This window comes from Rhizobium sp. CNPSo 3670, from assembly GCF_057784555.1.
In genome coordinates, this window is the sequence record NZ_JBXSOL010000027.1 from 1 (window position 1) to 23,407 (window position 23,407).

The following is a 23,407-nucleotide window of genomic DNA, read 5'->3' on the forward strand; positions in this document are numbered from 1 at the left end:
TGCTTAGCTTTTTGTTACCGTCTTTGAAAACCCGCAAAATTGCCGCCCGATTGGGCAGTTCTGAGGGTCTGTCTTAACCGAATCTCGGACAAATCGCTTCGAAGGCGTTGTCATGACCTATATGGGAAACCTGCAGCTGTAATTCCAGGGCGCTTGCGTCTCACGTACGCCCCTCGCTAATTTGGCCGAAAGAACGATCCGGCGGAGTGAAGAATGCTTGTCCTCAACGAAGAACAGACGCGCGCGGCCCTGCCCTGGCCCGAGCTGATCGAAGCGATCGCCGCCATGTTTGCGAGCGAGTGCGTGATGCCGGTGCGCCATCACCACGAGATGGACGTACCCGGTGAAGAGAACGCAACGCTGCTTCTGATGCCGGCCTGGGTTCCCGGGCGTTATGCCGGGGTGAAGATGGTTTCGGTCTTTCCCGGCAATGCACAGCGAAGCCTGCCGGCAATTTCAGGGACCTATCTTCTTTCCTCAGGCGCGACCGGCGAGATGTTGGCCGTGATCGACGGCGGCGAGCTGACGGCGCGGCGGACAGCGGCGGCATCGGCGCTCGCCGCCCGATATCTCGCCCGAGCGGATGCGGAAGAACTGCTCGTCTGCGGAACCGGGCGGCTGTCGCTCAACCTGATGCTCGCCCACGGCACGACCCGGCCCATAAAGAGATACAGGATCTGGGGACGCAACGCGCAGGCGGCGGAGAAGATCGCGGCGGAAGCGCGAGTGCTGGGCTTCGATGCTAGAGCCGTCACCGACAGGGAAGCGGCGGCACGGACAGCCGACATCATTTCCTGCGCCACACTTTCCAGCGAACCGCTGGTATCGGGCGAATGGCTGAAGCCGGGCGCACATCTCGACCTCGTTGGCGCCTTCAAACCGAGCATGCGCGAAAGCGACGACGAAGCCATTCGCCGCGCTCCGGTCCATGTCGATACCCGCGCTGGCGCCACCAGCGAGGCCGGCGATATCGTTCAGCCGATTAAAAGCGGCGTGCTTGACATGAACGATATCCAATCGGAGCTTGCCGAACTCGTCAGCGGCGTACATGGCGGACGAAGCCATGATGAGGAGATTACACTGTTCAAATCGGTCGGCGCAGCACTCGAGGATCTCGCCGGCGCCATCCTTGCCTATGAGACGGTGGCGGGCCGCAAGTGACGATCCCTGCATCATTGCCGGAGCTTCCGGTTTCGCATGTCCTGCCAGCCGTCGCGGCGGCGCTGGCCGAGCAGCGACGCGCCGTTCTTTCCGCGCCTCCCGGCGCCGGCAAGACGACGCTGGTGCCGCTCTACCTGCTCGATCAGCCCTGGCGCGGCGACGGCAAGATCATCCTGCTCGAACCGCGGCGGCTAGCGGCGCGAGCCGCAGCCAGCCGGATGGCGTCGCTCATCGGCGAAAAGGTGGGCGAAACGATCGGCTACCGTATGCGCCTCGACAGCAGGATATCGGCGGCGACCCGGGTCGAAGTGGTGACAGAAGGGGTTTTCGCCAGGATGATCCTCGACGATCCGGAACTGACCGGCGTCTCGACCGTGCTTTTCGACGAATTCCATGAGCGGTCGCTCGATGCCGATTTCGGGCTGGCGCTGGCGCTCGACGTGCAGTCAGCGTTGCGCGAGGATCTGCGCGTCCTGGTGATGTCGGCGACGCTCGACGTGGAGCGTGTGGCCGCCCTGCTCGATAACCCGCCTATCATCGAGAGCCTGGGACGCAGCTTTCCGATCGATATCCGCTATCAGGACCGGGCCGGCGGCGAGCGCATCGAGGACGCCGTCTCGCGGGTGATTATCGAGGCTCACGCCGATGAGGACGGCTCTATCCTCGCCTTCCTGCCCGGCCAGGCGGAAATCACGCGCACCGTGGAGCGCCTGCAGGGGCGATTCGGGCCCGAAACCTTGATTGCCCCTCTCTATGGCAATCTTAGCCAGAAGGAGCAGGATGCAGCGATTCGCCCGGCGCCCAAGGGAATGCGCAAGATCGTTCTTGCCACCTCGATCGCCGAAACATCGATCACCATCGACGGTGTTAGGATCGTGATCGACAGCGGATTGCAGCGTCTGCCGGTCTTCGAGGCCTCGACCGGGATTACGCGGCTCGAGACGGTGCGGGTGTCGCGAGCCTCGGCCGATCAGCGGGCCGGCCGCGCGGGACGAACCGAGCCCGGCATCGCCATCCGGCTGTGGCACCAGGGGCAGACGGCGGCACTGCCGGCTTTCACACCGCCGCAGATCCTCTCCAGCGACCTCTCCGGCCTGGTGCTCGATCTCGCGCATTGGGGGGTCCAGGATCCCGCATCCCTTGCCTTCGTCGATCTGCCGCCGGAAACGACGCTTAAGGAAGCGCGGGCGCTGCTCGGTCAGCTCGGAGCGCTCGACAAGGATGGCGCGTTGACTGCCCGTGGCAAGATGATGCGCGATCTCGCTTTGCCGCCGCGACTTGCCGCCATGGTCGTCTCATCAGGCGAATCGGGCCATGCCCGGGAGGCGGCGATGATTGCCGTGCTCCTGACCGAACAGGGGCTTGGCGGATCGAGCATCGACATTGACGACCGGCTGCGGCGATTCAAAGCCGAGCGCGGTGACAGAGCCGACGCCTCGCGGCGGCTGGCGGGGCGGCTGGCCGCCGGCCTCGATCCCGTCACAACAGCCGCACCCGTATTGGCGGGTCAGCTGCTGCTGCACGCATTCCCAGATCGGATCGCGCTTCAGCGCGGGGGGCGCGGGCGATTCGTCATGGTGAACGGGCGGGGAGCGGAACTGCCGGAGACCGAGCGGCTCGCCGGCAGCCAGATGCTCGTCATCGCCGATCTCACCGGGCGCGCGGCGCAGGGGCGGATTCTGGCGGCGGCGGAAGTGACACGTGCGGATATCGAAGCCGAACTGCCTGGCGAGATCAGAACCGATGACCAGATATTCTTCGACCGGCAAAGCCGGCAGGTGCGGGCGCGGCGGGCAACTCGGCTTGGCGCAATCGTCTTCGAAGAGACGCCCTTGCCGCGTCCTTCCGGAGCCGCCGTCACTCAGGCGCTGATAGAGGGCGTGCGCGAATTGGGGCTTGATCAGCTCGCCTTCTCAAAGGAGGCCATGCAGCTTCGCGAACGGATCGGTTTTCTTCATCGGACGATCGGTGATCCCTGGCCCGATGTCAGCGACGATGCTCTGCTTTCTCGGCTGGAAGATTGGTTCGCTCCCTTCCAGGAGGATGCCCGTAGCCTTTCCGAGGTTTCTGCGGCCGGGCTTTCGAACGGCCTGATGTCGTTGGTACCACACGAGCTGCAGCGCGATCTTAGCCGGCTTGCGCCAACGCATTTCGAGGCGCCGACCGGTCAAAAACATCCCATCCAATATGAAGGCGAGGAGCCGGTCCTGACGATCCGCGTGCAGGAGCTGTTCGGGCTCAAGCAGCATCCGGCGGTCGCCGGAGGCCGCCTGCCGCTACTCCTGGAGCTGACGTCACCGGCGCACCGGCCGATCCAGACGACACGCGACCTGCCCGGCTTCTGGGTGGGCTCATGGAAGGACGTGCGCGCCGAGATGCGTGGACGCTATCCCCGCCACCCCTGGCCGGAGCGGCCGGAAGAGGCGCTGCCGACGACACGGGCAAAACCACGTGGTACATGAGAGCCATCAAGGAGCCCCGGAATGATCGACAAGCCCGGTGTCATCGACAAGACCGAAAGCCATACGCTGGAAGACCGGCACAGCAGCCGCAGGCTGCGGCTACAGACGTTGGTGCGGCTTCGCTGGCTTGCGGTCGGCGGCCAGGCACTGACGGTGTTCATCGTCGCCTTCTGGCTGAAATTTCCCTTGCCGCTGATCGCCAGCTCTTTGCTGATCGCCGCCCTTGCCTGGGTGAATTTCTACCTGACAATCCGCTATCCGCCGACGCATCGGCTGGAGCCGCCGGCCGCCTTCGCTTTGCTCGGCTTCGATCTTCTGCAGCTTTGCGCGCTGCTCTTCATCACGGGCGGCCTCGCCAATCCGTTCGCCGCACTCGTCTGCGTGCCCGTCATCATCTCTTTCGCCTCACAGCCAATCCGCTACAGCACGGCACTGATCGGCTTTGCCATGGTCTGCATTACAGTGCTTGCCTTTTCGCCTTTCCCGCTGCCCTGGTTCGACGGCGTCGAGATCAATGTCCATAATGTCATGCAGTTCGGCGTCTGGTGCTCGATCGCCTCGACCATGGCCTTCGCCGCCTTCTATGCCTATCGCGTCTCGATGGAAGCGAGCCAGCTTGCCGATGCGCTCGCCGCGACCGAACTGGTGCTACAGCGGGAAAAGCATCTTTCGCAGCTGGACGGTCTGGCTGCGGCCGCCGCTCATGAACTCGGCACGCCGCTTGCCACGATCAGCGTCGTCGCCAAGGAAATGGAGCGCGAGCTCAAGGATGATGATCGCTTTCGCGAGGATGTCATGCTGCTGCGAAGCCAGAGCGAACGCTGCCGTGACATTCTGCGGCGGCTGACGACGCTCTCCTCCGAAGGAGAGGCGCATATGCGCCGGCTGCCGCTTTCCTCCATGATCGAAGAAGTTGTCGCACCGCACCGGGAATTCGGCATCACACTCGAGCTCATCGAGAAGAGCCCGCGCAAGAGCGAGCCGGTCACCGATCGCAATGCCGGCATCATGTACGGGCTCGGAAACCTCATCGAAAATGCCGTCGATTATGCCAGGGAGAAAGTGACCGTGACCGTCGAGCATGATCAAGACAAAGTATTGATCGTCATCGAAGACGACGGCAATGGTTACTCGCCTGACATCCTGACGCGCATCGGCGAGCCCTATGTGACCAAGCGGCAGAAGGAAGATACGGCCGGCGGCCTCGGGCTCGGACTTTTCATCGCCAAGACACTGCTGGAGCGCTCGGGCGCATCGCTGGTTTTCGAGAACCGAGAGCCGGAAAGAGCCGGCGCGCGCATCCGCATCGAATGGCCGCGAATGCTGATCGACGCAAATTCGACAAAATGAGTTTGTGGGCATAAGTAGAATGAGAAACGGTTGCCCAGGATCAGGCGCAACCGCCGGGACCCGAGACGATGACAGAACAGAATCATGGAAATTTCGCCGCACCGGATGAAGACCATATCGGGCCCGACGCCAGCCTGCTGATCGTCGACGACGACGGGCCCTTCCTGCGCCGTCTCGCACGGGCGATGGAGACGCGCGGTTTCGAGGTGGAGACGGCCGAATCAGTGGCGGAAGGCGTTGCGAAATCGAAAGGCAGGCCGCCGAAATATGCGGTGGTCGACCTTCGCCTCGGCGACGGCAACGGCCTCGACGTCATCGAAGCGATCCGGCAGCGGCGCGACGATACCCGGATCATCGTGCTGACCGGCTACGGCAATATCGCAACAGCGGTGACGGCCGTAAAACTCGGAGCCGTCGATTATCTGGCCAAGCCCGCGGATGCCGACGAGGTCTTTTCAGCGCTGACGCAACGGCCGGGCGAAAAGGCCGAGCTGCCGGAGAATCCGATGTCGGCCGATCGGGTGCGCTGGGAACACATCCAGCGGGTCTACGAGATGTGCGAGCGCAATGTCTCGGAAACAGCACGTCGGCTCAACATGCATCGGCGAACGCTGCAGCGCATACTTGCCAAACGCGCGCCGAAATAGAAGAAACCTTCGTCAGACATCATCCACAGTGAATGGTTTTCCGTTCGCCCATTCGGCCATCATCAACCTTTGCGCAGCGGCGCGCGAGAAACTGAGCGTGACAGATTTGCGCGTGGCCGGTGCCATGCGGTGTTCCGGCGCCTCGCGGATCATATGGGCGCCATAGCCATCTGAGAGGAAGAGCCCGCATTCCTCGGGAAAGATGTCAAGCGGCACACCTTCATGAGTCGCAAAGAACAGGCGGTCGCAATGCAGCCTGTATTCGGGCCATTTGCGATCCACCCGGAAATCCTCGATCGATGTCTTGATTTCGATGATCCAAACTTCGCCCTTTTCCGAAAGCGTGATCAGATCGGCGCGGCGGCCGCTGGCGAGCGGCAGTTCCGGCAGCACCGCATGGCGCATTTCGTGCAGCAATATCTGCGTTCCGCGCCGCACCATCATGGCCCTGTCCGATTGCCGGCCATCGATTAACGGATTGTTATTGTAAACGCTCAAAATCGTCATGGATAACCATCGCCGAGCCGGGTGTGTTGTTGCAAAAAAACCATGCGCTTTTAATTTGCGCGGCAGACGGATTCCTCGCGCCGAAGCAGTCTTGCAAAGCGCAAGTTAATCGAAAATAAACCATAATCAACGATGGTCGAAAGACTGTTCTCCTCGCCCGAAAACTTCAAGAGTTATCTATGCGCATCCGCAACGCATTCCCTGTATTTGGCCTGCTGACGACACTCGCACTGGCCGGCTGCTCCACCAATTCCGAAAGCGCATCCGTCGACGACAAGGGCGCAGGCCCGACGGTACAGACAGCTCAAATCTTCAACGACGCCTATGGCGTGACGAAGGACGCCGGATACTCCCTGCCGGCGATCCCGATCGACAGGGTCAAGCCGCAGTTCCGCCGCCAGGTCGTCAGCTACCAGACCACCGAGCGTCCAGGCACCATCATCGTCAATACGCGCGAGCGCTTCCTCTATTACATCCTGCCGAACGGCAAGGCGATGCGCTACGGCATCGGCGTCGGCAAGCAGGGCTTCGCATGGGCCGGCACTGCCTATGTCGCCTGGAAACAGGAATGGCCGACCTGGCACCCGCCGAAGGAAATGGCTGAACGCCGCCCCGACGTCGCCAAATACGTCGAGGAGGGCATGGGCCCCGGTCTCAGCAATCCGCTCGGCGCGCGCGCCATGTATCTCTTCAACGACGACGGCAAGGACACCCTGTTCCGCCTGCACGGCACGCCGGAATGGGCTTCGATCGGCACCGCCGCTTCCTCGGGCTGCATTCGCCTGATGAACCAGGACGTCATCGACCTCTACAGCCGCGTCCGCCCCGGCAAGGGGACCTCCAAGGTCATCGTCATCCAGTAGGCTAGATACCGAATTCGGTATAAAAAGGGCCGCCGGACTGTCGTTCCGGCGGCTTTTTCGTATTCTCGGTTACACCGATTGTTTCGCCTTGAGCTCGAGGCGGCGGCGGTGAAGCACCGGTTCGGTATAGCCGTTCGGTTGCTCCCTGCCCTTCAGGACGAGATCGAGGGCGGCCTGGAAGGCGATCGAATCATCGAAATTGGCCGCCATCGGCCGGTAGGCCGGATCGGATTCGTTCTGTCGATCGACGATGGCAGCCATGCGTTTCATCGTTTCGACGATCTGAGCTTCGGTGACGACTTTGTGATGCAGCCAATTCGCCATGTGCTGGGCCGAAATGCGCAACGTGGCGCGATCCTCCATCAGGCCGATATTGTTGATGTCGGGCACTTTCGAGCAACCGACGCCCTGATCGACCCAGCGCACGACGTAACCGAGGATACCCTGGGCATTGTTGTCGAGTTCCCGCTGGATTTCCTCGGGAGTCCAGTTCGGCCGCACCGCAACCGGCACGGAGAGAATGTCGGAAAGCTTTGCGCGAGCCCGGTCCTCCAGCCCCTGCTGAACCCGGGCGACGTTGACGCGGTGATAATGGGTGGCATGCAGGGTTGCGGCCGTCGGCGACGGCACCCAGGCGGTGTTCGCGCCGGCCTTGGGATGGGCGATCTTCTGTTCCAGCATCGCCGCCATCAGATCCGGCATCGCCCACATGCCCTTGCCGATTTGGGCGTGGCCGGAAAGGCCGCATTCCAGACCGATATCAACGTTCCAGTTCTCATAGGCCGATATCCACGCTGCCTGGCGCATATCGCCCTTGCGAATCATCGGACCGGCTTCCATCGAAGTATGGATCTCGTCGCCGGTGCGGTCGAGGAAACCGGTGTTGATGAAGACGACGCGCTCGCGGGCGGCACGAATGCACTCCTTGAGATTGACCGTTGTGCGCCGCTCCTCGTCCATGATGCCCATCTTGATGGTGTTGCGCGCCATGCCGAGCGCGTCTTCGACCCGGGAGAAAATCTCGACGGCGAAGGCGACCTCTTCTGGCCCATGCATCTTCGGCTTCACCACATACATGGAGCCGGTGCGGGAATTCTTCTTCCGGCCGGCGGGACCGATATCGTAAAGCGCGATCAGGGCAGTGATGATGGCATCCATGATGCCCTCGGGCACTTCGTTGCCGTCCTTGTCGAGGATCGCGGGATTGGTCATCAGGTGGCCAACATTGCGCACCAGCATCAACGAACGGCGATGCACCTCGAACGAAGCGCCATCCGGGCCCGTATAGTCCAGATCCGGGTTGAGCTTGCGGATGAAGGTCGTTCCGCCCTTTGCCACCTCTTCCTGCAGATCGCCCTTCATCAAGCCGAGCCAGTTGCGATAGACGATCACCTTGTCTTCGGCGTCGACGGCTGCAATCGAATCCTCGCAGTCCATGATCGTGGTGATCGCCGATTCCAGCCAGACATCGGAAATATGGGCCGGATCGGCCTTACCGATCGCTGTCGTCGGGTCGATAACGATATCGATATGGATGCCGTTGTTCTTCAGGAGAATATGGCTCGGCATGGTGGCATCGCCGCGATAGCCGGCAAAATGCCGGCCGTCTCTGAGCATTGTCTGCTCGCCGTCCACCGATCTGACGACGAGCATTCCGTCCTTGACGGCGAAGCTGCCGACATCCTTCCAGCTGCCGTCCTGCAGCGGCGTCGCCGTATCGAGGAAATCTCGCACCCAGGCGATGACCTTTTCGCCGCGCTTCGGATTATACCCCTTACCCTTCTCGGCGCCGTCGCTCTCGGGAATGGCGTCGGTGCCATAGAGCGCATCATAGAGCGAGCCCCAGCGAGCGTTGGCGGCGTTCAAAGCGTAGCGGGCATTCATCACGGGAACGACGAGCTGCGGACCGGCGATCGAGGCGATCTCGGGATCGACGTTTTCGGTCGAGACCTGGAAGTCCGATCCTTCCGGCAGAAGGTAGCCGATGCTACGGAGAAAGGATTGATAGTCGTCCATATCCGACGGGGCGCCATGCTGGCGATACCAGTCATCAATCTTCGTCTGCAGCTCGTCGCGTTTGGCCAGCAGTGCGCGATTGCGCGGGGCGAGATCGTGAACGATCGCCGAAAAATCGGCAAAGAATCTGTCCACATCGATCGCCAGACCCGGCAGAACCTCCTGCGTCAGGAAATCGTGAAGGACGGTTTCGATGGCAAGACCGTTCTTATCAATGCGGCTCATGCGTATTCTCCCTGGCAGCGCCTGTGAATGCTGCCACTTTGCCCGGCTTTCATTCACAGTCAATTCCGCAATAGTTCGAAAGATTTATGCCGTTCCGGAAATTATGCGCGACGTCACGCGCATGGGAAGCCCGTTCTGCGGCTGAGTCGTCAGCTTCTGCACCGGCCAAGGGTTGGTGGTTGCCGTCTGATCGAAACGGAAACGGCGCATCATCACGGCCAGTGCGATCACCGCCTCCTGCAGCGCGAAGGTCGCGCCGATGCAGACGCGCGGGCCGGCGCCGAACGGCAGAAACTGATACCGGCCGATGCTGCCGCGGTTTTCCGGCAGGAAGCGCTCCGGCATATAGGCGCGCGGCTTTTCCCAATAAAGTTCGTGGCGATGCAGCGTCCACGGCATGATCAGCACAGTAATATCCGCCGGTATTTCGACCTTTTCGCCCTTGGCATTCGTCCAGAGGTCATCGGCTATGGCGGCGCGATTGATCGAAGGAGCCGGCGGGTAAAGTCTGAGGGCCTCTTCGAAGGCCGCCCGCGTCACCGGCATCAGATCCAGCCATTCCACTGGTTCGGCTCCAGTCGCCAGGACGGCATCGATCTCCGTCTCCATCGCCTCACGAATATGCGGGCTGTTGGCCACACAATAAAGTGTCCAGGCAAGCGCACGCGCCGTCGTCTCGTGGCCGGCTCCGATGAAAGTCAGGATATTGTCCTCGATCTCCTCCTTGGTCAGGCCATCCGGACCTGCCTGTTCCAGGAGCAGCGTCAGAAAATCCTCCGGTGCGGCGGCGCGATCGGCCTTCATCTTCGCCAGACGCACATCCATGGTATCGCGGACGATGGCCCGGAATTTTTCCAGCACCTTCTGACCGCCGATACGGGTCAGGCGTGGCACCCAGGAGGGCGCGCGCAGCAGGTCCATCGGGTCGACGCGGCCCATCCGGTGGAGAAGCTGGTTGACGTCGTCGGCGAAATGGCCGCTCGACGAGATGATTTCGCCGGAGAAGAGCGTTTCGGCAAGGATAGCAAAGGTCAAATCGGTCATGTCGGTGGCAATGTCGAAAATTTGACCAGCCGCCTCGCCGTTCTCGTATTTGCGGACGAAATCTTCCGATTGCCGCAGCATCTGGCCGGCAAAGCCCTTGGCGTGGCGCGGCGTGAAGACTGGCGCGACCGCCTTTCGCGATCGCTTCCAGACCTGGCCTTCCGCCGTCAACAACCCGTCACGCAAGATTGGCCGCAACACCAGCTGGCGAATGTCGGACATGCGGTAATTGGCGGCATTGTCGACCAGCACGTGCTTGATCAAGCCGGGATCGTTGACGATGAGGGTGTGTTGCCCGAAGAAACTCGTCTTGATCCAGGGTAGCGTATAGGAGGGCTCGCCCCAGAGTTCGAGCGGGTTGCGCAGGATGATTCGGATGATATCCAGCCGGCTCGGCGGCACGGTGCGCGGCAGCGGTGCCGGCGGAACGAAGGGGTCCGGACGCATGTCCATCGTCAAAGCCTTTCGGGGAAGAGCGACGCCTTCCCGGCAAGCTTGAAGCTAGAGCAGGCCCTTGAGTTCGTCCAGCTTGTCGTTGATCAGCCAGCCGTAATAATTCTCTTCAGGCCAAACGGTCGCACCGGAAGAGCGGTTTTTCGCCGCAAGGGCTGCGGCACGCTGGCGGGAATTGCCGACATTATACAGCGTCGCCGTCAGGCCGGGATTGCCCGAGATATCCATGCCGGCAATCTCCTTGTAATCGTCGATCGACCGGCGGATCGAGGCCGCGACGAAGGCGAGCGAGATATCTGGATCCATGATCGCCTTATAGACCTCGCCGGCATTCTTCTCGTTCAGCTTCGGATAGCCGGAGACGCGGCTGACGAGATCGGAGAGCATCAACGCCGTCAGCGGATTGACCTGACCGAGGCCGAAGGTCTGGCCGGCATAGAAAGGCTGAAAGAAGACCGCACTGAAGCGATTGTTGGGGAAGCTCTCGCCGCCCACGGTCTTGCCGCGGAAATCGCTTTCCCAGACATCTTCCCGGCAGGACCAGAGCGCGTAGGAATCACTCTTGCCCTTGCACTGCGCAAATTGCGGCCGCGCCACGAAATCGTCGACGTTTTCGCCGTCATAGGCGAAGCGGAAACTTTCCCCGGCATAGGAAGCGGCTTTGACATAATAGGCCTGCAGCCTGTCGTAAGCGTCGACATTATAGGTGTGTTCGCCAACGATCGCGCCGACGACATGGATGGGATTGATGCCGTAAGCGCTGGAGACCTTGCGGATCTTGGCCATCAGCTCGCGATCGGTCGCAAGAAGCTCATGGACCTTCTCATATTTCAGATCGAAGCTGCTCTTGGTGCCCTTGGTGCGGCGGACGGACGCGCCGGGAATATCGGGCTGCTCAGCGTGGCGATTGCCGGCCGGCACCGTCTGCATGGCGAAGGCCGGCGCCGAATTCACCAGGGCAACGGCAATCAAAAGGCTTGTCAAAAGGCGTCGCACGATCCGCTATCCCGTCCGTTCATCGTCCTGTTCGCGATGCGGCTGACTGGACCAGAATCTTGGCCGAATAAAGCCGTAGCGGAAAACAAAACGGGCCTTCACTAAAAAGGAAAAGGCCCGCTGTCGATAGTCAAGGTCAACAGAATGCGGCATTCACATCGGTAAAGCCACGAGCCGGTGCGCCGATATCACAGAATGAAGCGTGACAGGTCGGTATTCTGCGCGAGATCGCCTACATGTTCTCGCACATAGGCTGCATCGATCGTGATGGCTGCCCCTGCCCGATCCGGCGCATTGTAGGAAATATCGTCCAGAACCCGCTCCATCACCGTCTGCAGGCGGCGCGCACCGATATTCTCGACCGAGGAGTTCAAATGCACGGCGACATCAGCCAATGCGTCGATCGCGTCCTCGGTGAAATCGAGGTTCAGATTTTCGGTTTCCATCAGCGCCCGGTACTGGCGGATGAGGCTCGCTTCGGTCTCTGTCAGGATCCGGCGGAAATCCTCCTTGTTCAGCGGGCGCAGCTCGACGCGGATCGGCAGGCGGCCCTGCAGCTCCGGCAAGAGATCCGAGGGTTTGGAGACATGGAAGGCGCCAGAGGCGATGAAGAGGATATGGTCCGTCTTCACAGGCCCGTATTTGGTCGAGACCGTCGTGCCTTCGACGAGCGGCAGCAGGTCGCGCTGGACACCTTCGCGTGAAACGCCGGCACCCATGCCGCCGTCGCGGGCGGCGATCTTGTCGATCTCGTCGAGGAAGACGATGCCGTCATTTTCGGTAGAGCGGACGGCCTCGCGCTGGATCACCTCGTTGTCGATCAGCTTGTCGGATTCATCGCGAATCAGATCGGTATAAGAAGCCTTGACCGTCGTGCGCACCTTCTTAGTGCGTCCGCCCATTGCCTTGCCGAACATTTCCGACAGGTTGAGCACGCCGATATTGGCGCCCGGCATGCCGGGTATTTCGAAGCCGCCCATGCCGGAGCCGGCATCGGCCACCTCGATATCGATTTCCTTGTCGTCGAGCTCACCGTCTCTGAGCTTCTTGCGGAAACTTTCGCGGGTGGCGGGCGAAGCGGTGGTGCCGACCAGCGCATCGAGCACACGCTCCTCGGCGCTCACATGCGCCTTGGCCTGCACCTCGGCCCGCTTCTTCTCGCGCACCAGGCCGATACCGACCTCGACCAGATCGCGGATGATCTGCTCGACATCACGGCCGACATAGCCGACTTCGGTGAACTTCGTGGCTTCGACCTTGATGAAAGGCGCGCCGGCGAGTTTTGCCAGACGGCGGGAAATCTCCGTTTTACCGACACCGGTCGGACCGATCATCAGGATGTTTTTCGGCATGACTTCGTCGCGCAGGCTCGGGTCGAGCTGCTGGCGACGCCAGCGGTTGCGCAGCGCAATCGCGACGGCGCGTTTGGCATCATGCTGGCCGATGATGTAGCGATCGAGTTCGGAAACGATCTCGCGGGGGGAAAAGGTCGTCATTGCGTATCATTCTCCTGGCGGTCCGGAGCCATCAACGCCCGGCCGCAATTCATCGTTGTCGCGCCGCGACGGGTCAGCCGCGGCAGCAGCCGGAAGGCCGGGATTCAGCTTTCGACGTCCAGCAATTCGACCACGATATTGTGGTTGGTGTAGACGCAGATGTCGGCGGCGATATCGAGGGCGCGCCGCGCGATCTCTTCGGCCGATTTGTCGGTATCCATCAGTGCACGAGCGGCGGCGAAGGCAAAATTGCCGCCAGAACCGATCGCCGTCGTGCCATGTTCGGGCTCCAGAACATCGCCATTGCCGGTGATTGCCAGGGTGATCGACTTGTCGGCGACGAGCATCATGGCTTCGAGATTACGCAGGTATTTGTCGGTGCGCCAGTCCTTGGCGAGCTCAACAGCGGCGCGCATCAGCTGACCGGGATATTGTTCCAGCTTCTTTTCAAGCCTTTCGAGCAGGGTGAAAGCGTCGGCCGTGGCGCCGGCGAAACCGGCGATGACCTCGCCCTTGCCGATGCGCCGGACCTTGCGGGCATTGCCCTTCATCACGGTCTGGCCGAGGCTCACCTGGCCATCGCCCGCCATCACCACCTTGCCGCCTTTTCGAACTGTAATGATTGTTGTCATAAAACACCTGTCTGCCCATGAGGCGGGCCTTTACACGAGACCGCAAACCGGTCCTTGTTGAACCCTATGTAAGCCGGCCGGAGCTGATTGCAAATGGGCGGGCTTTTCTCCTGCCCGGCTTCTGGATATTTGCCGATGCGCCTGATAAGGAACGGCCTTATTCCGATGGAGGGCCAGATGGCCGAGACCGCAGCAAGCCGTACCGGCAGCGTTGCCCGCAAGACCAACGAGACGTCGATTTCCGTTTCCGTTAATCTCGACGGCACCGGCAAATCGAAGATTTCGACCGGCGTCGGCTTCTTCGACCATATGCTCGATCAACTTTCGCGGCATTCGCTCATCGACATGGAAATCGAAGCCAAGGGTGACCTGCATATCGATGATCATCACACGGTCGAGGATACCGGTATTGCGATCGGCCAGGCGATCTCGAAGGCGCTTGGCGACCGCCGGGGCATCACACGCTACGCTTCGATCGATCTCGCTATGGACGAGACGATGACCAAGGCGGCTGTCGATCTTTCGGGTCGGCCGTTCCTCGTCTGGAATGTCGCCTTCAGCGCACCGAAGATCGGCACCTTTGACACGGAACTCGTGCGCGAATTTTTCCAGGCGCTCGCCCAGAACGCCGGCATCACCTTGCATATTCTCAATCATTATGGCGCCAACAACCACCATATTGCCGAGACATGCTTCAAGGCGGTCGCGCGCGCATTGCGCACGGCGACAGAGATCGATCCGAGACAGGCGGGCCGTGTTCCCTCGACGAAGGGCACGCTCGTCTGAGCCCCTCAGGGAGCGGCGACAATGACCTCCAGCTATATTTTCCTGACACCGCCCGGTGCGAACCCAGCGACCGATGAGGTGCGCACTATTCGCGACGGCTTCACCTGGCTCGGCTTCCTGTTTCCATGGGTTTGGCTTCTGGTGCACCGGCTATGGATGCATGCGGCCGCGGCGTTTCTCCTGCAGGGAATCGGCGGCGCACTGATGGACGAACCCGGTCTGGGGCCGGCGGGCGCGGCGATCATGCTGGGCGTGAATATAGTGGTCGGTCTCGAAGGCCAGAACTTTCGCATCCGCCATCTTGCCGCCAAGGGCTGGAACGAGGACGCCCTCATTGCAGCCGATACGCTCGATATCGCCGAGCAGGTCTATTTTGCGGACAAGACAGTCCCTGCGAGCAGTGACGATACGGTCGCACCGGATTGGCAGAACAAGCCCGGTGCAAACAGCCTGCGCGGCCAAGCGACATCGCTTGATCTCTTTGGTTTTGATGGAGGACGCTGACGATGCGCGTCGCGATTATCGACTATGGCTCCGGCAACCTTCGTTCGGCCACCAAGGCTTTCGAACGTGCCGCGCGCGAGGCGGGCATCAATGCCCATATCGATCTCACCGATAAGGCGGAGGACGTTGCTGCGGCCGATCGCATCGTGCTGCCCGGCGTCGGCGCATACGCCGATTGCCGGCGCGGACTGGACGCCGTGCCCGGCATGAACGAAGTGCTGATCGAGGCTGTCGAGAACAAGGCGCGGCCTTTCCTCGGCATCTGCGTCGGCATGCAACTGATGTCGTCGCGCGGTCTGGAGAAGACCGTGACACACGGCTTCGGCTGGATCCCAGGCGACGTCATCGAGATGACGCCTGACGATCCCGCCTTGAAGATTCCGCAGATCGGCTGGAACACGCTCGACCTGAAGCGCGAGCATCCGCTCTTCGACGGCATTCCCACCGGGCCGCAGGGGCTGCATGCCTATTTCGTCCATTCCTACCATCTTGCCGCCGAAAATGCCGAGGATGTCATTGCGACCGTCGATTATGGCAGGCCGATGACCGCCCTCGTCGGGCGCGACAACATGGTGGGGGCCCAGTTTCACCCGGAAAAGAGCCAGAAGCTCGGCCTCGCCCTGATCGCCAATTTCCTGCGCTGGAACCCGTAATACCTCCGCCTTATTTCATCTTTATGAAAAGAGCGGAACAGGAGTGCGCTCGATGCCGGCTTCGCGGAAATCAGGCAAGGTGTGCTATATGCTGAGACCCTCCAGAGAGGGTCTGCCTCCCTTCTCGGACATCCGGCTTCCCGACGGGACGATCATTCGCCGTGTCGACGAAGCCCTCCATAGAAGAGCGCTTTCCAATGCGGCCAAGGCATTGAAAGAAAGGCTGGACCGATGATCCATGAATTTCTTGCCGGCAACGAGAATTCGCAGCTGCGCGCCAATGGGATCAATGCCGGCGATATCACCGAAGCCGTGCTGGAATTCTATATCGAAGGCGAAGACGATCTGATCGGCCTGCTTGCCTACGCCCTTTACGAGCGGCAGAAGCGCGATTTCGTCGTCAGCTATCGAAAGCGGAATGCCGGCCGTTCGCCCAATGAGGCCGAGCTTGCCGCAGTTTCCAGCAATTATCTCTCCACTGACCTGCGCAATACGCTGCGCGATCGCGCCTCGCAGATTCTTTCGAGCTATGCCGAGACCTATGTGGAAGCGATGGAGCCTGAGATCCGGCTCGCCGCCGTCAACAGCGACGCGCTGCGGCGGGTGCGGGAGATCGAGAAATCGGTGAAGGAGCGCCTCGGTTTCTGGCGCCAGGTGCGTGCGGGCTTCATCGCCATCCTTCTGCTTCTGCTGCTTTTGAGCGCGGCCGCCATTGCCGCTGTCTTTTTCCGCTCGGATATCGTAGATGCGTGGAATGCGCTGATGGCAGCGATCACTCTACGGACGTAAGACGACATGATCCTTTTTCCCGCGATCGATCTGAAGGGCGGCCAATGCGTTCGCCTGAAGCTCGGCGACATGCAACAGGCGACGGTTTACAACACCGATCCGGCCGCCCAGGCGAAGTCCTTCGAAGACCAGGGTTTCGAATGGCTGCACGTGGTCGATCTCGATGGCGCCTTCGCGGGACATTCGGCCAATGGCGACGCCGTCGAGGCGATCCTGAAGGCGACAAAAAATCCGGTGCAGCTCGGCGGCGGCATCCGCACCCTCGACCACATCGAAGCCTGGCTGTCGCGCGGCTTGCGGCGGGTGATCCTCGGTACTATCGCGGTCAGAAATCCGGCGCTGGTGATCGAGGCTTGCCGCAAGTTTCCCGGCCGCGTCGCTGTCGGTATCGATGCCAAGGGGGGCAAGGTGGCCGTCGAGGGTTGGGCTGAAGCTTCCGAACTCGGCATCATCGAGCTTGCCCGGAAATTCGAGGGCGCCGGCGTTGCGGCGATCATCTACACCGATATCGACCGCGACGGCATTCTGGCCGGCATCAACTGGAGCTCGACACTGGAACTCGCGGATGCCGTCTCCATTCCTGTTATCGCTTCGGGCGGCCTTGCCTCTATCGAAGATATCAAGCGCATGCTGCAGCCCGACGCGCAGAAGCTGGAAGGGGCGATTTCAGGCCGGGCGCTTTACGACGGCCGCATCGACCCCCAGGAAGCGCTGGCGCTGATCAAGGCCAACAAGGCCAAGGAGACTGCCTAATGACCCTCAAGGCTCGTGTCATTCCCTGCCTCGACGTCAAGGACGGCCGTGTCGTCAAGGGCGTCAATTTTCTCAATCTCGTCGATGCCGGCGATCCGGTCGAAGCGGCAAAGGCCTATGACGCGGCCGGCGCCGACGAGCTGTGCTTCCTCGACATCACCGCATCCTCGGACAATCGCGAGACGATTTTCGATGTCGTGGCGCGCACGGCCGAGCAATGTTTCATGCCGTTGACCGTCGGCGGCGGGGTCAGAACCATTGCCGACATCCGCAAGCTCCTGCTGTGCGGCGCCGACAAGGTGTCGATCAACTCGGCAGCTGTCAGCAATCCTGATTTCGTCGCCGAGGCGGCCGATAAGTTCGGCGACCAGTGCATCGTCGTCTCGATCGACGCCAAGCGCAGGCGCACGCAAGCGGTCGGCGGCGACAATCTCAGCGCCTGGGAAATCTATACGCATGGCGGCCGCAACGCGACCGGCATCGATGCCATCGAATTCGCGCAGAAGATGGTGGCGCGCGGGGCCGGCGAACTGCTGGTCACCTCCATGGACCGTGACGGCACCAAGGTCGGATACGACCTGGAGCTGACGCGGACGATCGCCGATGCGGTGCGTGTGCCGGTCATCGCATCCGGCGGCGTTGGCGACCTCGACGATCTCGTCGCCGGGGTGAAGGAGGGCCATGCCAATGCCGTGCTGGCCGCATCGATCTTCCACTTCGGCACCTATACCGTTGGCGAGGCAAAACACTATATGTCGAAGTGCGGCATCGACATGCGTCTCGACTGAAGCCTGAGAGCGAACAATGAGCGGATTTTCCCTTTCCGACCTCGAACGCATCGTCGAAGAGCGATCGAAAGCCTCACCGGAGCAGTCCTGGACAGCCAAACTCGTGACCGCCGGCCAGCCTAAAGCGGCGAAGAAGCTCGGCGAAGAGGCAATCGAAGCGGTGATGGCGGCGGTGACGGGCGATCGCGACAATCTGACCTATGAGGCGGCCGATGTGCTCTATCACCTATTGGTCGTATTGAAGATTGCTGAAATACCGCTAGAGAATGTCATGGCCGAACTCGAGCGCAGAACCGCGCAGTCCGGTCTCAAGGAAAAGGCCAGCCGGCAGAGTTCATGAGTATCGCGACTGAGATTATCGGGGTGCCGGAGATATTGGATCACTTCCAGTCTGAATCCTATTCGCCCTACCATTTCTTCTCTTCCGAGCAATGGGCGAAATTCCGCGCCGACACGCCGCTGACGCTAACCGGTGACGAGGTCAAGCGGCTGCGCTCAATGGGCGACCCGATCGATCTCGACGAGGTCCGGCGCATCTACCTCTCGCTCTCGCGCCTGCTCTCGTCGCATGTCGAATCTTCGCAGATGCTGTTCGACCAACGCAACCGCTTCCTCAGCATGTCGGATGTAACGAAGACGCCTTTCGTCATTGGCATTGCCGGCTCGGTCGCTGTGGGAAAATCGACCACAGCCCGTATCCTGAAGGAGCTCTTAGGCCGCTGGCCTTCCAGCCCTAAGGTCGATCTCATCACGACAGACGGCTTCCTCCACCCGAACGCGGTGCTGCAGCGGGAGAAGCTGATGCAACGCAAGGGTTTCCCGGAAAGCTACGATACTGGCGCGATCCTGCGCTTCCTCTCGGCGATCAAGGCCGGGCGGCCCGATGTGAAGGCGCCGTGTTATTCGCATCTCGTCTATGACGTGCTGCCGGACGAATACAAGATCGTCGACCGGCCCGACATTCTGATCTTCGAAGGCATCAACGTGCTGCAATCGCGCAACCTGCCGGCCGACGGCAAGATCGTTCCGATGGTGTCCGACTTCTTCGACTTCTCGATCTATATCGATGCCGCGGAAGACCAGATCCACAACTGGTACGTGACGCGCTTCATGCGGCTGCGGGAAACCGCCTTCCGCGATCCGAACTCCTATTTCCATCGCTACGCCTCGATCACCGATGGGGAAGCGCTCGAAATCGCCGAAGATCTCTGGGCGAACATCAACCTGAAGAACCTGCGCCAGAACATCCTGCCGACGCGGCCGCGCGCCGATCTCATCCTGAAAAAGGGCAAGGATCATCTGATCGAACAGGTCGCGCTCAGAAAACTATAGCAGACGATCAATTTTCACCGACGAACGCGGCGCAGCGTCAGATTGATGCGGCCGCCGTTCTTCAACAGCGTCGATGTCGCGGGGTAGATGCGGTCGACGCCATGATAACAAAGCCTCCCCTCGCCGCCCAGCACGACCAGATCACCGCTCGCAAGCTTGAAGGATAGCGTGCGATCATTGCGATTGAGGCCGCCGATGCGGAAGAGGCAGCTGTTGCCGAGCGAGATCGAGACGACCGGCGCCTGCAGATCCTGCTCGTCCTTGTCTTGATGCAGGCCCATGCGGGCGTCGTCGGAATAGAAATTGACGAGGCAGGCCTCCGGTGGCTTCTCATAGCCGGAAACCTCATTCCAGATATCGAGCAAAGGCGCCGGCATCTCAGGCCAGGGCCGGCCGGTTGCCGGGTGCGTCGGCTGATAGCGATAGCCGCGCTCCTTGTCCGTCACCCATCCGAGCAGCCCGCAATTGGTCATCCTGACCGACATCGGCTTGCCGGTGCCGGGCATGACGGGCACATAGAGCGGCGCTTCGGCGACGACGGCACGGATCACCTCGACCAATTCCGCCTGGCGCGCCCGGTCGAGATAGCCGGGCAGATGGCGGATGCCGTTCAGAAGCTCGGGCATGTCATTCGCCGCCGCCGGGGCGGCCCCGCATTTTCTTGACTTCCGAGCGGCCGGATTTTTCCTTCAGGCGGCGTTCGACCGAACCCTTGGTCGGCTTGGTCTTCTTGCGCGGCGGCGGCGGCGGCTTGGCCGCCTCCAGAATCAGTTCCTTCAGCCGCTCGCGCGCATCCTCGCGGTTGCGGTCCTGGCTGCGAAAGCGGCTCGCCTCGATCATCAGCACGCCCTCCTTCGACATGCGTCGGCCGGCGAGCTTGATCGCATTGGCTTTGACGCGATCATTGAGGGAAGGCGAATTCGCGATGTTGAAGAACAGCTGGACCGCGGTCGAAACCTTGTTGACGTTCTGCCCGCCGGGACCGCCCGCGAGAACAAACTGTTCAGTCAGTTCCCATCCCGCGATGGTGATCCTGTCGTCGATATAGAGTGCGTCGCTGGCCATGCGGCGTTCTATCTCATATCGGCCGCCAATTGAAAATATCGGCCGTCAAAGAGAAAACCCGGCAGTCCTGCGATGCCGGGTTTCACGTGAATCAGAGATTCTGGCTAGCGCAGTTCCCGGCAAAAGCGCTTCGCGCTTTGCCTGGCAAAACCGCTGCACACTTTTGCTGGAATTGCTTGCGCTTCTTATTCGGCTGCGACCTTCACGCCGGGAGCAGCATCGCGGACGCCACCATCGACGTGGTTCTCGAACTTCGCGAAGTTGGCGATGAACATCGAGACCAGCTTTTCGGCTTGCGCGTCATAGGCTGCCTTATCGGCCCAGGTCGAGCGCGGATCGAGAATGCCGCCTTCGACGCCGTCGACGGAAACCGGCACGGCAAAGCCGAAATTCGTGTCCGTGCGGAATTCGACCTTTCCGAGTTTGCCGCTGAGCGCGGCAGCGAGAAGAGCGCGCGTCGCCTTGATCGGCATGCGTTTGCCGGTGCCGTAGGCGCCGCCGGTCCAGCCGGTGTTAACGAGCCAGCACTCGACGCCGTGGCGGCTGATCAGCTCCTTGAGCAGGTTGCCGTATTCGGCCGGATGACGCGGCATGAAGGGCGCACCGAAACAGGTGGAGAAGGTCGCTTCCGGCTCGACGACACCTTTTTCGGTGCCGGCCACCTTGGCGGTGTAGCCGGAGAGGAAGTGATACATCGCCTGATCGGGCGTCAGCCGCGCGATCGGCGGCATGACGCCGAAGGCATCGGCGGTCAGCATGATGATCGTCTTCGGATGCCCGGCCCGGCCGGTTTCCGAGGCGTTCGGAATGAAATGCATCGGGTAGGCGCAACGGGTGTTTTCAGTCAGCGAACCGTCATCGAAATCGGGCTCGCGATTTTCGTTGAGGACGACGTTTTCGAGCACGGTGCCGAAGCGCTGCGTCGTTGCGTAGATTTCCGGCTCGGCCTCGGCCGAGAGGCGGATGGTCTTGGCGTAGCAGCCGCCTTCGAAGTTGAAGATGCCGTTTTCGCTCCAGCCATGTTCGTCGTCACCGATCAGCGTGCGGGCCGGATCGGCCGAAAGCGTCGTCTTGCCGGTGCCGGAAAGACCGAAGAAGACCGCCGCGTCACCGTCGGGGCCAACATTGGCCGAGCAGTGCATCGGCATGACACCCTTGGCCGGCAGCAGGTAGTTGAGCACGGTGAAGACCGACTTCTTCATTTCGCCGGCATAGGAGGTGCCGCCGATGAGAACGAGACCGTTGGTGAGATCGCAGGCGATCACCGTTTCCGAACGGCAGCCGTGGCGGGCAGGATCGGCCTTGAAGCTCGGCAGATCGATGATCGTCAGCTTCGGCACGAAGGTCGGCAACGCCGCCGCCTCGGGGCGGATCAGCAGATTGCGAATGAACAGCGAATGCCAGGCGAATTCGGTGATGACACGGGTCGGCAGGGCATGGCCTTCCTCGGCACCACCAACAAGATCCTGAGCGAACAGCTCCTTGCCGGCTGCATGCGCCAGCATGTCGTCGCGCAGCAGGGCAAAATGCTCCGGCGAGAGCGGTTTGTTGTTGTCCCACCAGATTTGACCATCGGTATTGGCGTCGCAAACGATGAATTTGTCGCGCGGCGAACGGCCCGTATGCTGACCGGTGAGGGCCCGAAGCGCGCCCTGAGCGGTCAGTTCGGCTTCACCCCGGCGGATCGCTTCTTCATAGAGCGCTGCGGCGGAAAAGTTATAGCGGACGCTGGCTGCGCCGCCCAATCCAACCGTTGCAAGCTCCGTTGCCGGGTTATGAACTCCGAACTTTTCCATGGCTAGTTCCCTTTGCTCAGGCTCGTTGCCGTTAAAACTAACCGGGAAAATACGGGGAGAAATTTTAAAAGACAAGAGACAAAAATCGAGAAAATATAGTAATATCAATTAATTAATCGATTTAAATTTGTTTCGGTCTTTTTAAATCGTTTGAAGAGACAACGTTGAAACATTTCCGGCCACAACTTACGAGTGCCGCCGAATCTAGCGACAATCTTCCCCTTTATCTTTGCCACAATTTGTTCCACCTTTATCCTCCATAAGCGCATCCGGTCATTGAGACCGCCTGGGGACGACCAAAATCCGGGAGATTGCGCACTGATGACGGAGACCAACACCATGCCGACAATCGCGCTCGTTGACGACGACCGCAACATCCTCACCTCGGTGTCGATCGCACTGGAGGCCGAAGGATATAAGGTCGAGACCTATACGGACGGTGCTTCGGCGCTCGACGGCCTTCTGGCGCGACCGCCGCAGCTGGCGATCTTCGACATCAAGATGCCACGAATGGACGGCATGGAGCTGCTGCGCCGCCTGCGGCAGAAATCGGATATTCCGGTCATCTTCCTCACCTCCAAGGATGAGGAGATCGACGAGTTGTTCGGCCTGAAGATGGGCGCGGACGATTTTATCACCAAGCCGTTTTCGCAGCGCCTGCTGGTGGAGCGCGTCCGCGCCGTCCTGCGTCGCGCCTCCAGCCGCGAAGCTGCGGCCGCCGGCGGCACAAGCCCCGGCGGTGCGCCGAAAGCCGGAGCGGTGCAGCAGGCCCGCTCGCTCGAGCGCGGACAGCTGGTCATGGACCAGGAGCGCCATACCTGCACCTGGAAGGGCGAGGCCGTGACGCTGACGGTGACAGAGTTCCTGATCCTGCATTCGCTGGCGCAGCGCCCCGGTGTCGTGAAAAGCCGCGACGCGCTGATGGATGCGGCCTATGATGAACAGGTCTATGTCGACGACCGGACGATCGACAGCCACATCAAGCGGCTGCGCAAGAAATTCAAGATGGTCGATACCGACTTTGATATGATTGAAACGCTCTACGGAGTGGGATACCGCTTCCGCGAAGCAGCTTGAGCCCGAGCGGCA

General features: G+C 61.1%; 24 protein-coding genes. 15 read left to right on the forward strand and 9 right to left on the reverse strand.

The annotated features are described in order from the left end of the window. Window positions 1–213 precede the first annotated feature (213 nt). The 4 genes from lhpI (at window position 214) to AC13QO_RS23475 (ending at window position 5,620) form a co-directional block, all read left to right on the forward strand. Complete coding sequence (gene lhpI, locus AC13QO_RS23460; protein ID WP_488542004.1) at window positions 214–1,161, forward strand: bifunctional Delta(1)-pyrroline-2-carboxylate/Delta(1)-piperideine-2-carboxylate reductase; 948 nt, start codon at window positions 214–216, stop codon at window positions 1,159–1,161. Then, a complete protein-coding gene (gene hrpB, locus AC13QO_RS23465; protein ID WP_488542005.1) occupies window positions 1,158–3,623 on the forward strand; it encodes an ATP-dependent helicase HrpB in 2,466 nt (821 codons plus the stop codon). The genes lhpI and hrpB overlap by 4 nt, the downstream gene beginning before the upstream one ends. Before the next feature lie 21 nt (window positions 3,624–3,644). Beyond that, on the forward strand, window positions 3,645–4,973 hold the full coding sequence (locus tag AC13QO_RS23470) for an ActS/PrrB/RegB family redox-sensitive histidine kinase (RefSeq protein ID WP_085776464.1): 1,329 nt from the start codon (window positions 3,645–3,647) through the stop codon (window positions 4,971–4,973). 68 nt (window positions 4,974–5,041) lie between these two features. After that, window positions 5,042–5,620, forward strand: coding sequence for an ActR/PrrA/RegA family redox response regulator transcription factor (locus tag AC13QO_RS23475; protein ID WP_285193321.1), 579 nt, complete (start codon window positions 5,042–5,044; stop codon window positions 5,618–5,620). A 12-nt stretch (window positions 5,621–5,632) separates the two neighbouring features. Here the strand turns inward: AC13QO_RS23475 and AC13QO_RS23480 are convergent, their stop codons facing one another. Continuing rightward, window positions 5,633–6,127: an MmcB family DNA repair protein gene (locus tag AC13QO_RS23480; protein ID WP_011423458.1), complete on the reverse strand. Its 495-nt coding sequence runs from the start codon at window positions 6,125–6,127 to the stop codon at window positions 5,633–5,635. A 179-nt stretch (window positions 6,128–6,306) separates the two neighbouring features. On the opposite strand from AC13QO_RS23480, the gene AC13QO_RS23485 reads away from it, so the two are divergent. Further along, window positions 6,307–6,990 carry a L,D-transpeptidase gene (locus AC13QO_RS23485; RefSeq protein WP_011423457.1) on the forward strand — a complete coding sequence of 228 codons (684 nt, stop codon included), beginning with the start codon at window positions 6,307–6,309 and terminating at the stop codon, window positions 6,988–6,990. 69 nt (window positions 6,991–7,059) lie between these two features. On the opposite strand, the gene AC13QO_RS23490 is transcribed toward AC13QO_RS23485, so the two are convergent. The 5 genes from AC13QO_RS23490 to hslV all read right to left on the reverse strand — a co-directional run bounded on the left by AC13QO_RS23490 (window position 7,060) and on the right by hslV (window position 13,852). After that, complete coding sequence (locus AC13QO_RS23490; RefSeq protein WP_488542006.1) at window positions 7,060–9,231, reverse strand: malate synthase G; 2,172 nt, start codon at window positions 9,229–9,231, stop codon at window positions 7,060–7,062. A gap of 84 nt (window positions 9,232–9,315) precedes the next feature. Next, window positions 9,316–10,728 (reverse strand): cytochrome P450, encoded by a 1,413-nt coding sequence (locus AC13QO_RS23495; protein WP_488542007.1) that lies wholly within the window; start codon window positions 10,726–10,728, stop codon window positions 9,316–9,318. Window positions 10,729–10,776: 48 nt separating this feature from the next. Next, window positions 10,777–11,724, reverse strand: a complete 948-nt coding sequence (locus tag AC13QO_RS23500) for a DUF1402 family protein (RefSeq protein ID WP_488542008.1) — start codon at window positions 11,722–11,724, stop codon at window positions 10,777–10,779. 188 nt (window positions 11,725–11,912) lie between these two features. Beyond that, entirely contained in the window at window positions 11,913–13,220 is a 1,308-nt protein-coding gene (gene hslU, locus AC13QO_RS23505) for an ATP-dependent protease ATPase subunit HslU (RefSeq protein ID WP_064708200.1), read from the reverse strand. Between the two features lie 104 nt (window positions 13,221–13,324). Further along, a complete protein-coding gene (gene hslV, locus AC13QO_RS23510; RefSeq protein ID WP_064800163.1) occupies window positions 13,325–13,852 on the reverse strand; it encodes an ATP-dependent protease subunit HslV in 528 nt (175 codons plus the stop codon). A 177-nt stretch (window positions 13,853–14,029) separates the two neighbouring features. On the opposite strand from hslV, the gene hisB reads away from it, so the two are divergent. The 9 genes from hisB to coaA are packed head-to-tail and all read left to right on the forward strand — an operon-like array spanning window position 14,030 to window position 19,457. Then, complete coding sequence (hisB, locus tag AC13QO_RS23515) at window positions 14,030–14,638, forward strand: imidazoleglycerol-phosphate dehydratase HisB (RefSeq protein ID WP_097601349.1); 609 nt, start codon at window positions 14,030–14,032, stop codon at window positions 14,636–14,638. A 21-nt stretch (window positions 14,639–14,659) separates the two neighbouring features. Further along, the gene (locus tag AC13QO_RS23520; RefSeq protein WP_285193317.1) at window positions 14,660–15,142 is read left to right on the forward strand and encodes a DUF2628 domain-containing protein; all 483 of its coding nucleotides are present in this window, start codon (window positions 14,660–14,662) and stop codon (window positions 15,140–15,142) included. Window positions 15,143–15,144: 2 nt separating this feature from the next. After that, window positions 15,145–15,795 (forward strand): imidazole glycerol phosphate synthase subunit HisH, encoded by a 651-nt coding sequence (hisH, locus tag AC13QO_RS23525; protein WP_285193315.1) that lies wholly within the window; start codon window positions 15,145–15,147, stop codon window positions 15,793–15,795. A gap of 52 nt (window positions 15,796–15,847) precedes the next feature. Continuing rightward, window positions 15,848–16,030: a hypothetical protein gene (locus AC13QO_RS23530; RefSeq protein WP_488542009.1), complete on the forward strand. Its 183-nt coding sequence runs from the start codon at window positions 15,848–15,850 to the stop codon at window positions 16,028–16,030. Next, entirely contained in the window at window positions 16,027–16,584 is a 558-nt protein-coding gene (locus AC13QO_RS23535) for a hypothetical protein (RefSeq protein ID WP_488542010.1), read from the forward strand. The genes AC13QO_RS23530 and AC13QO_RS23535 overlap by 4 nt, the downstream gene beginning before the upstream one ends. Before the next feature lie 6 nt (window positions 16,585–16,590). Then, window positions 16,591–17,337: a 1-(5-phosphoribosyl)-5-[(5-phosphoribosylamino)methylideneamino]imidazole-4-carboxamide isomerase gene (hisA, locus tag AC13QO_RS23540; protein ID WP_488542011.1), complete on the forward strand. Its 747-nt coding sequence runs from the start codon at window positions 16,591–16,593 to the stop codon at window positions 17,335–17,337. After that, window positions 17,337–18,125, forward strand: a complete 789-nt coding sequence (gene hisF / locus AC13QO_RS23545) for an imidazole glycerol phosphate synthase subunit HisF (protein ID WP_020920029.1) — start codon at window positions 17,337–17,339, stop codon at window positions 18,123–18,125. The genes hisA and hisF overlap by 1 nt, the downstream gene beginning before the upstream one ends. A gap of 16 nt (window positions 18,126–18,141) precedes the next feature. Next, entirely contained in the window at window positions 18,142–18,465 is a 324-nt protein-coding gene (locus AC13QO_RS23550; protein ID WP_488542012.1) for a phosphoribosyl-ATP diphosphatase, read from the forward strand. Beyond that, window positions 18,462–19,457: a type I pantothenate kinase gene (gene coaA / locus AC13QO_RS23555; RefSeq protein ID WP_085776451.1), complete on the forward strand. Its 996-nt coding sequence runs from the start codon at window positions 18,462–18,464 to the stop codon at window positions 19,455–19,457. The genes AC13QO_RS23550 and coaA overlap by 4 nt, the downstream gene beginning before the upstream one ends. A gap of 14 nt (window positions 19,458–19,471) precedes the next feature. Here coaA and AC13QO_RS23560 read toward each other — a convergent pair whose 3' ends face one another. From AC13QO_RS23560 to AC13QO_RS23570, 3 genes are all read right to left on the reverse strand, one after another. Next, window positions 19,472–20,083, reverse strand: coding sequence for an alpha-ketoglutarate-dependent dioxygenase AlkB family protein (locus tag AC13QO_RS23560; protein WP_488542013.1), 612 nt, complete (start codon window positions 20,081–20,083; stop codon window positions 19,472–19,474). Window position 20,084: 1 nt separating this feature from the next. Continuing rightward, entirely contained in the window at window positions 20,085–20,522 is a 438-nt protein-coding gene (arfB, locus tag AC13QO_RS23565) for an alternative ribosome rescue aminoacyl-tRNA hydrolase ArfB (protein WP_183705804.1), read from the reverse strand. Between the two features lie 185 nt (window positions 20,523–20,707). Next, complete coding sequence (locus tag AC13QO_RS23570) at window positions 20,708–22,318, reverse strand: phosphoenolpyruvate carboxykinase (RefSeq protein ID WP_488542014.1); 1,611 nt, start codon at window positions 22,316–22,318, stop codon at window positions 20,708–20,710. A gap of 339 nt (window positions 22,319–22,657) precedes the next feature. Between AC13QO_RS23570 and AC13QO_RS23575 the strand changes: the two genes are divergently transcribed. After that, complete coding sequence (locus tag AC13QO_RS23575; RefSeq protein WP_194291625.1) at window positions 22,658–23,395, forward strand: response regulator transcription factor; 738 nt, start codon at window positions 22,658–22,660, stop codon at window positions 23,393–23,395. Window positions 23,396–23,407: the final 12 nt, after the last annotated feature.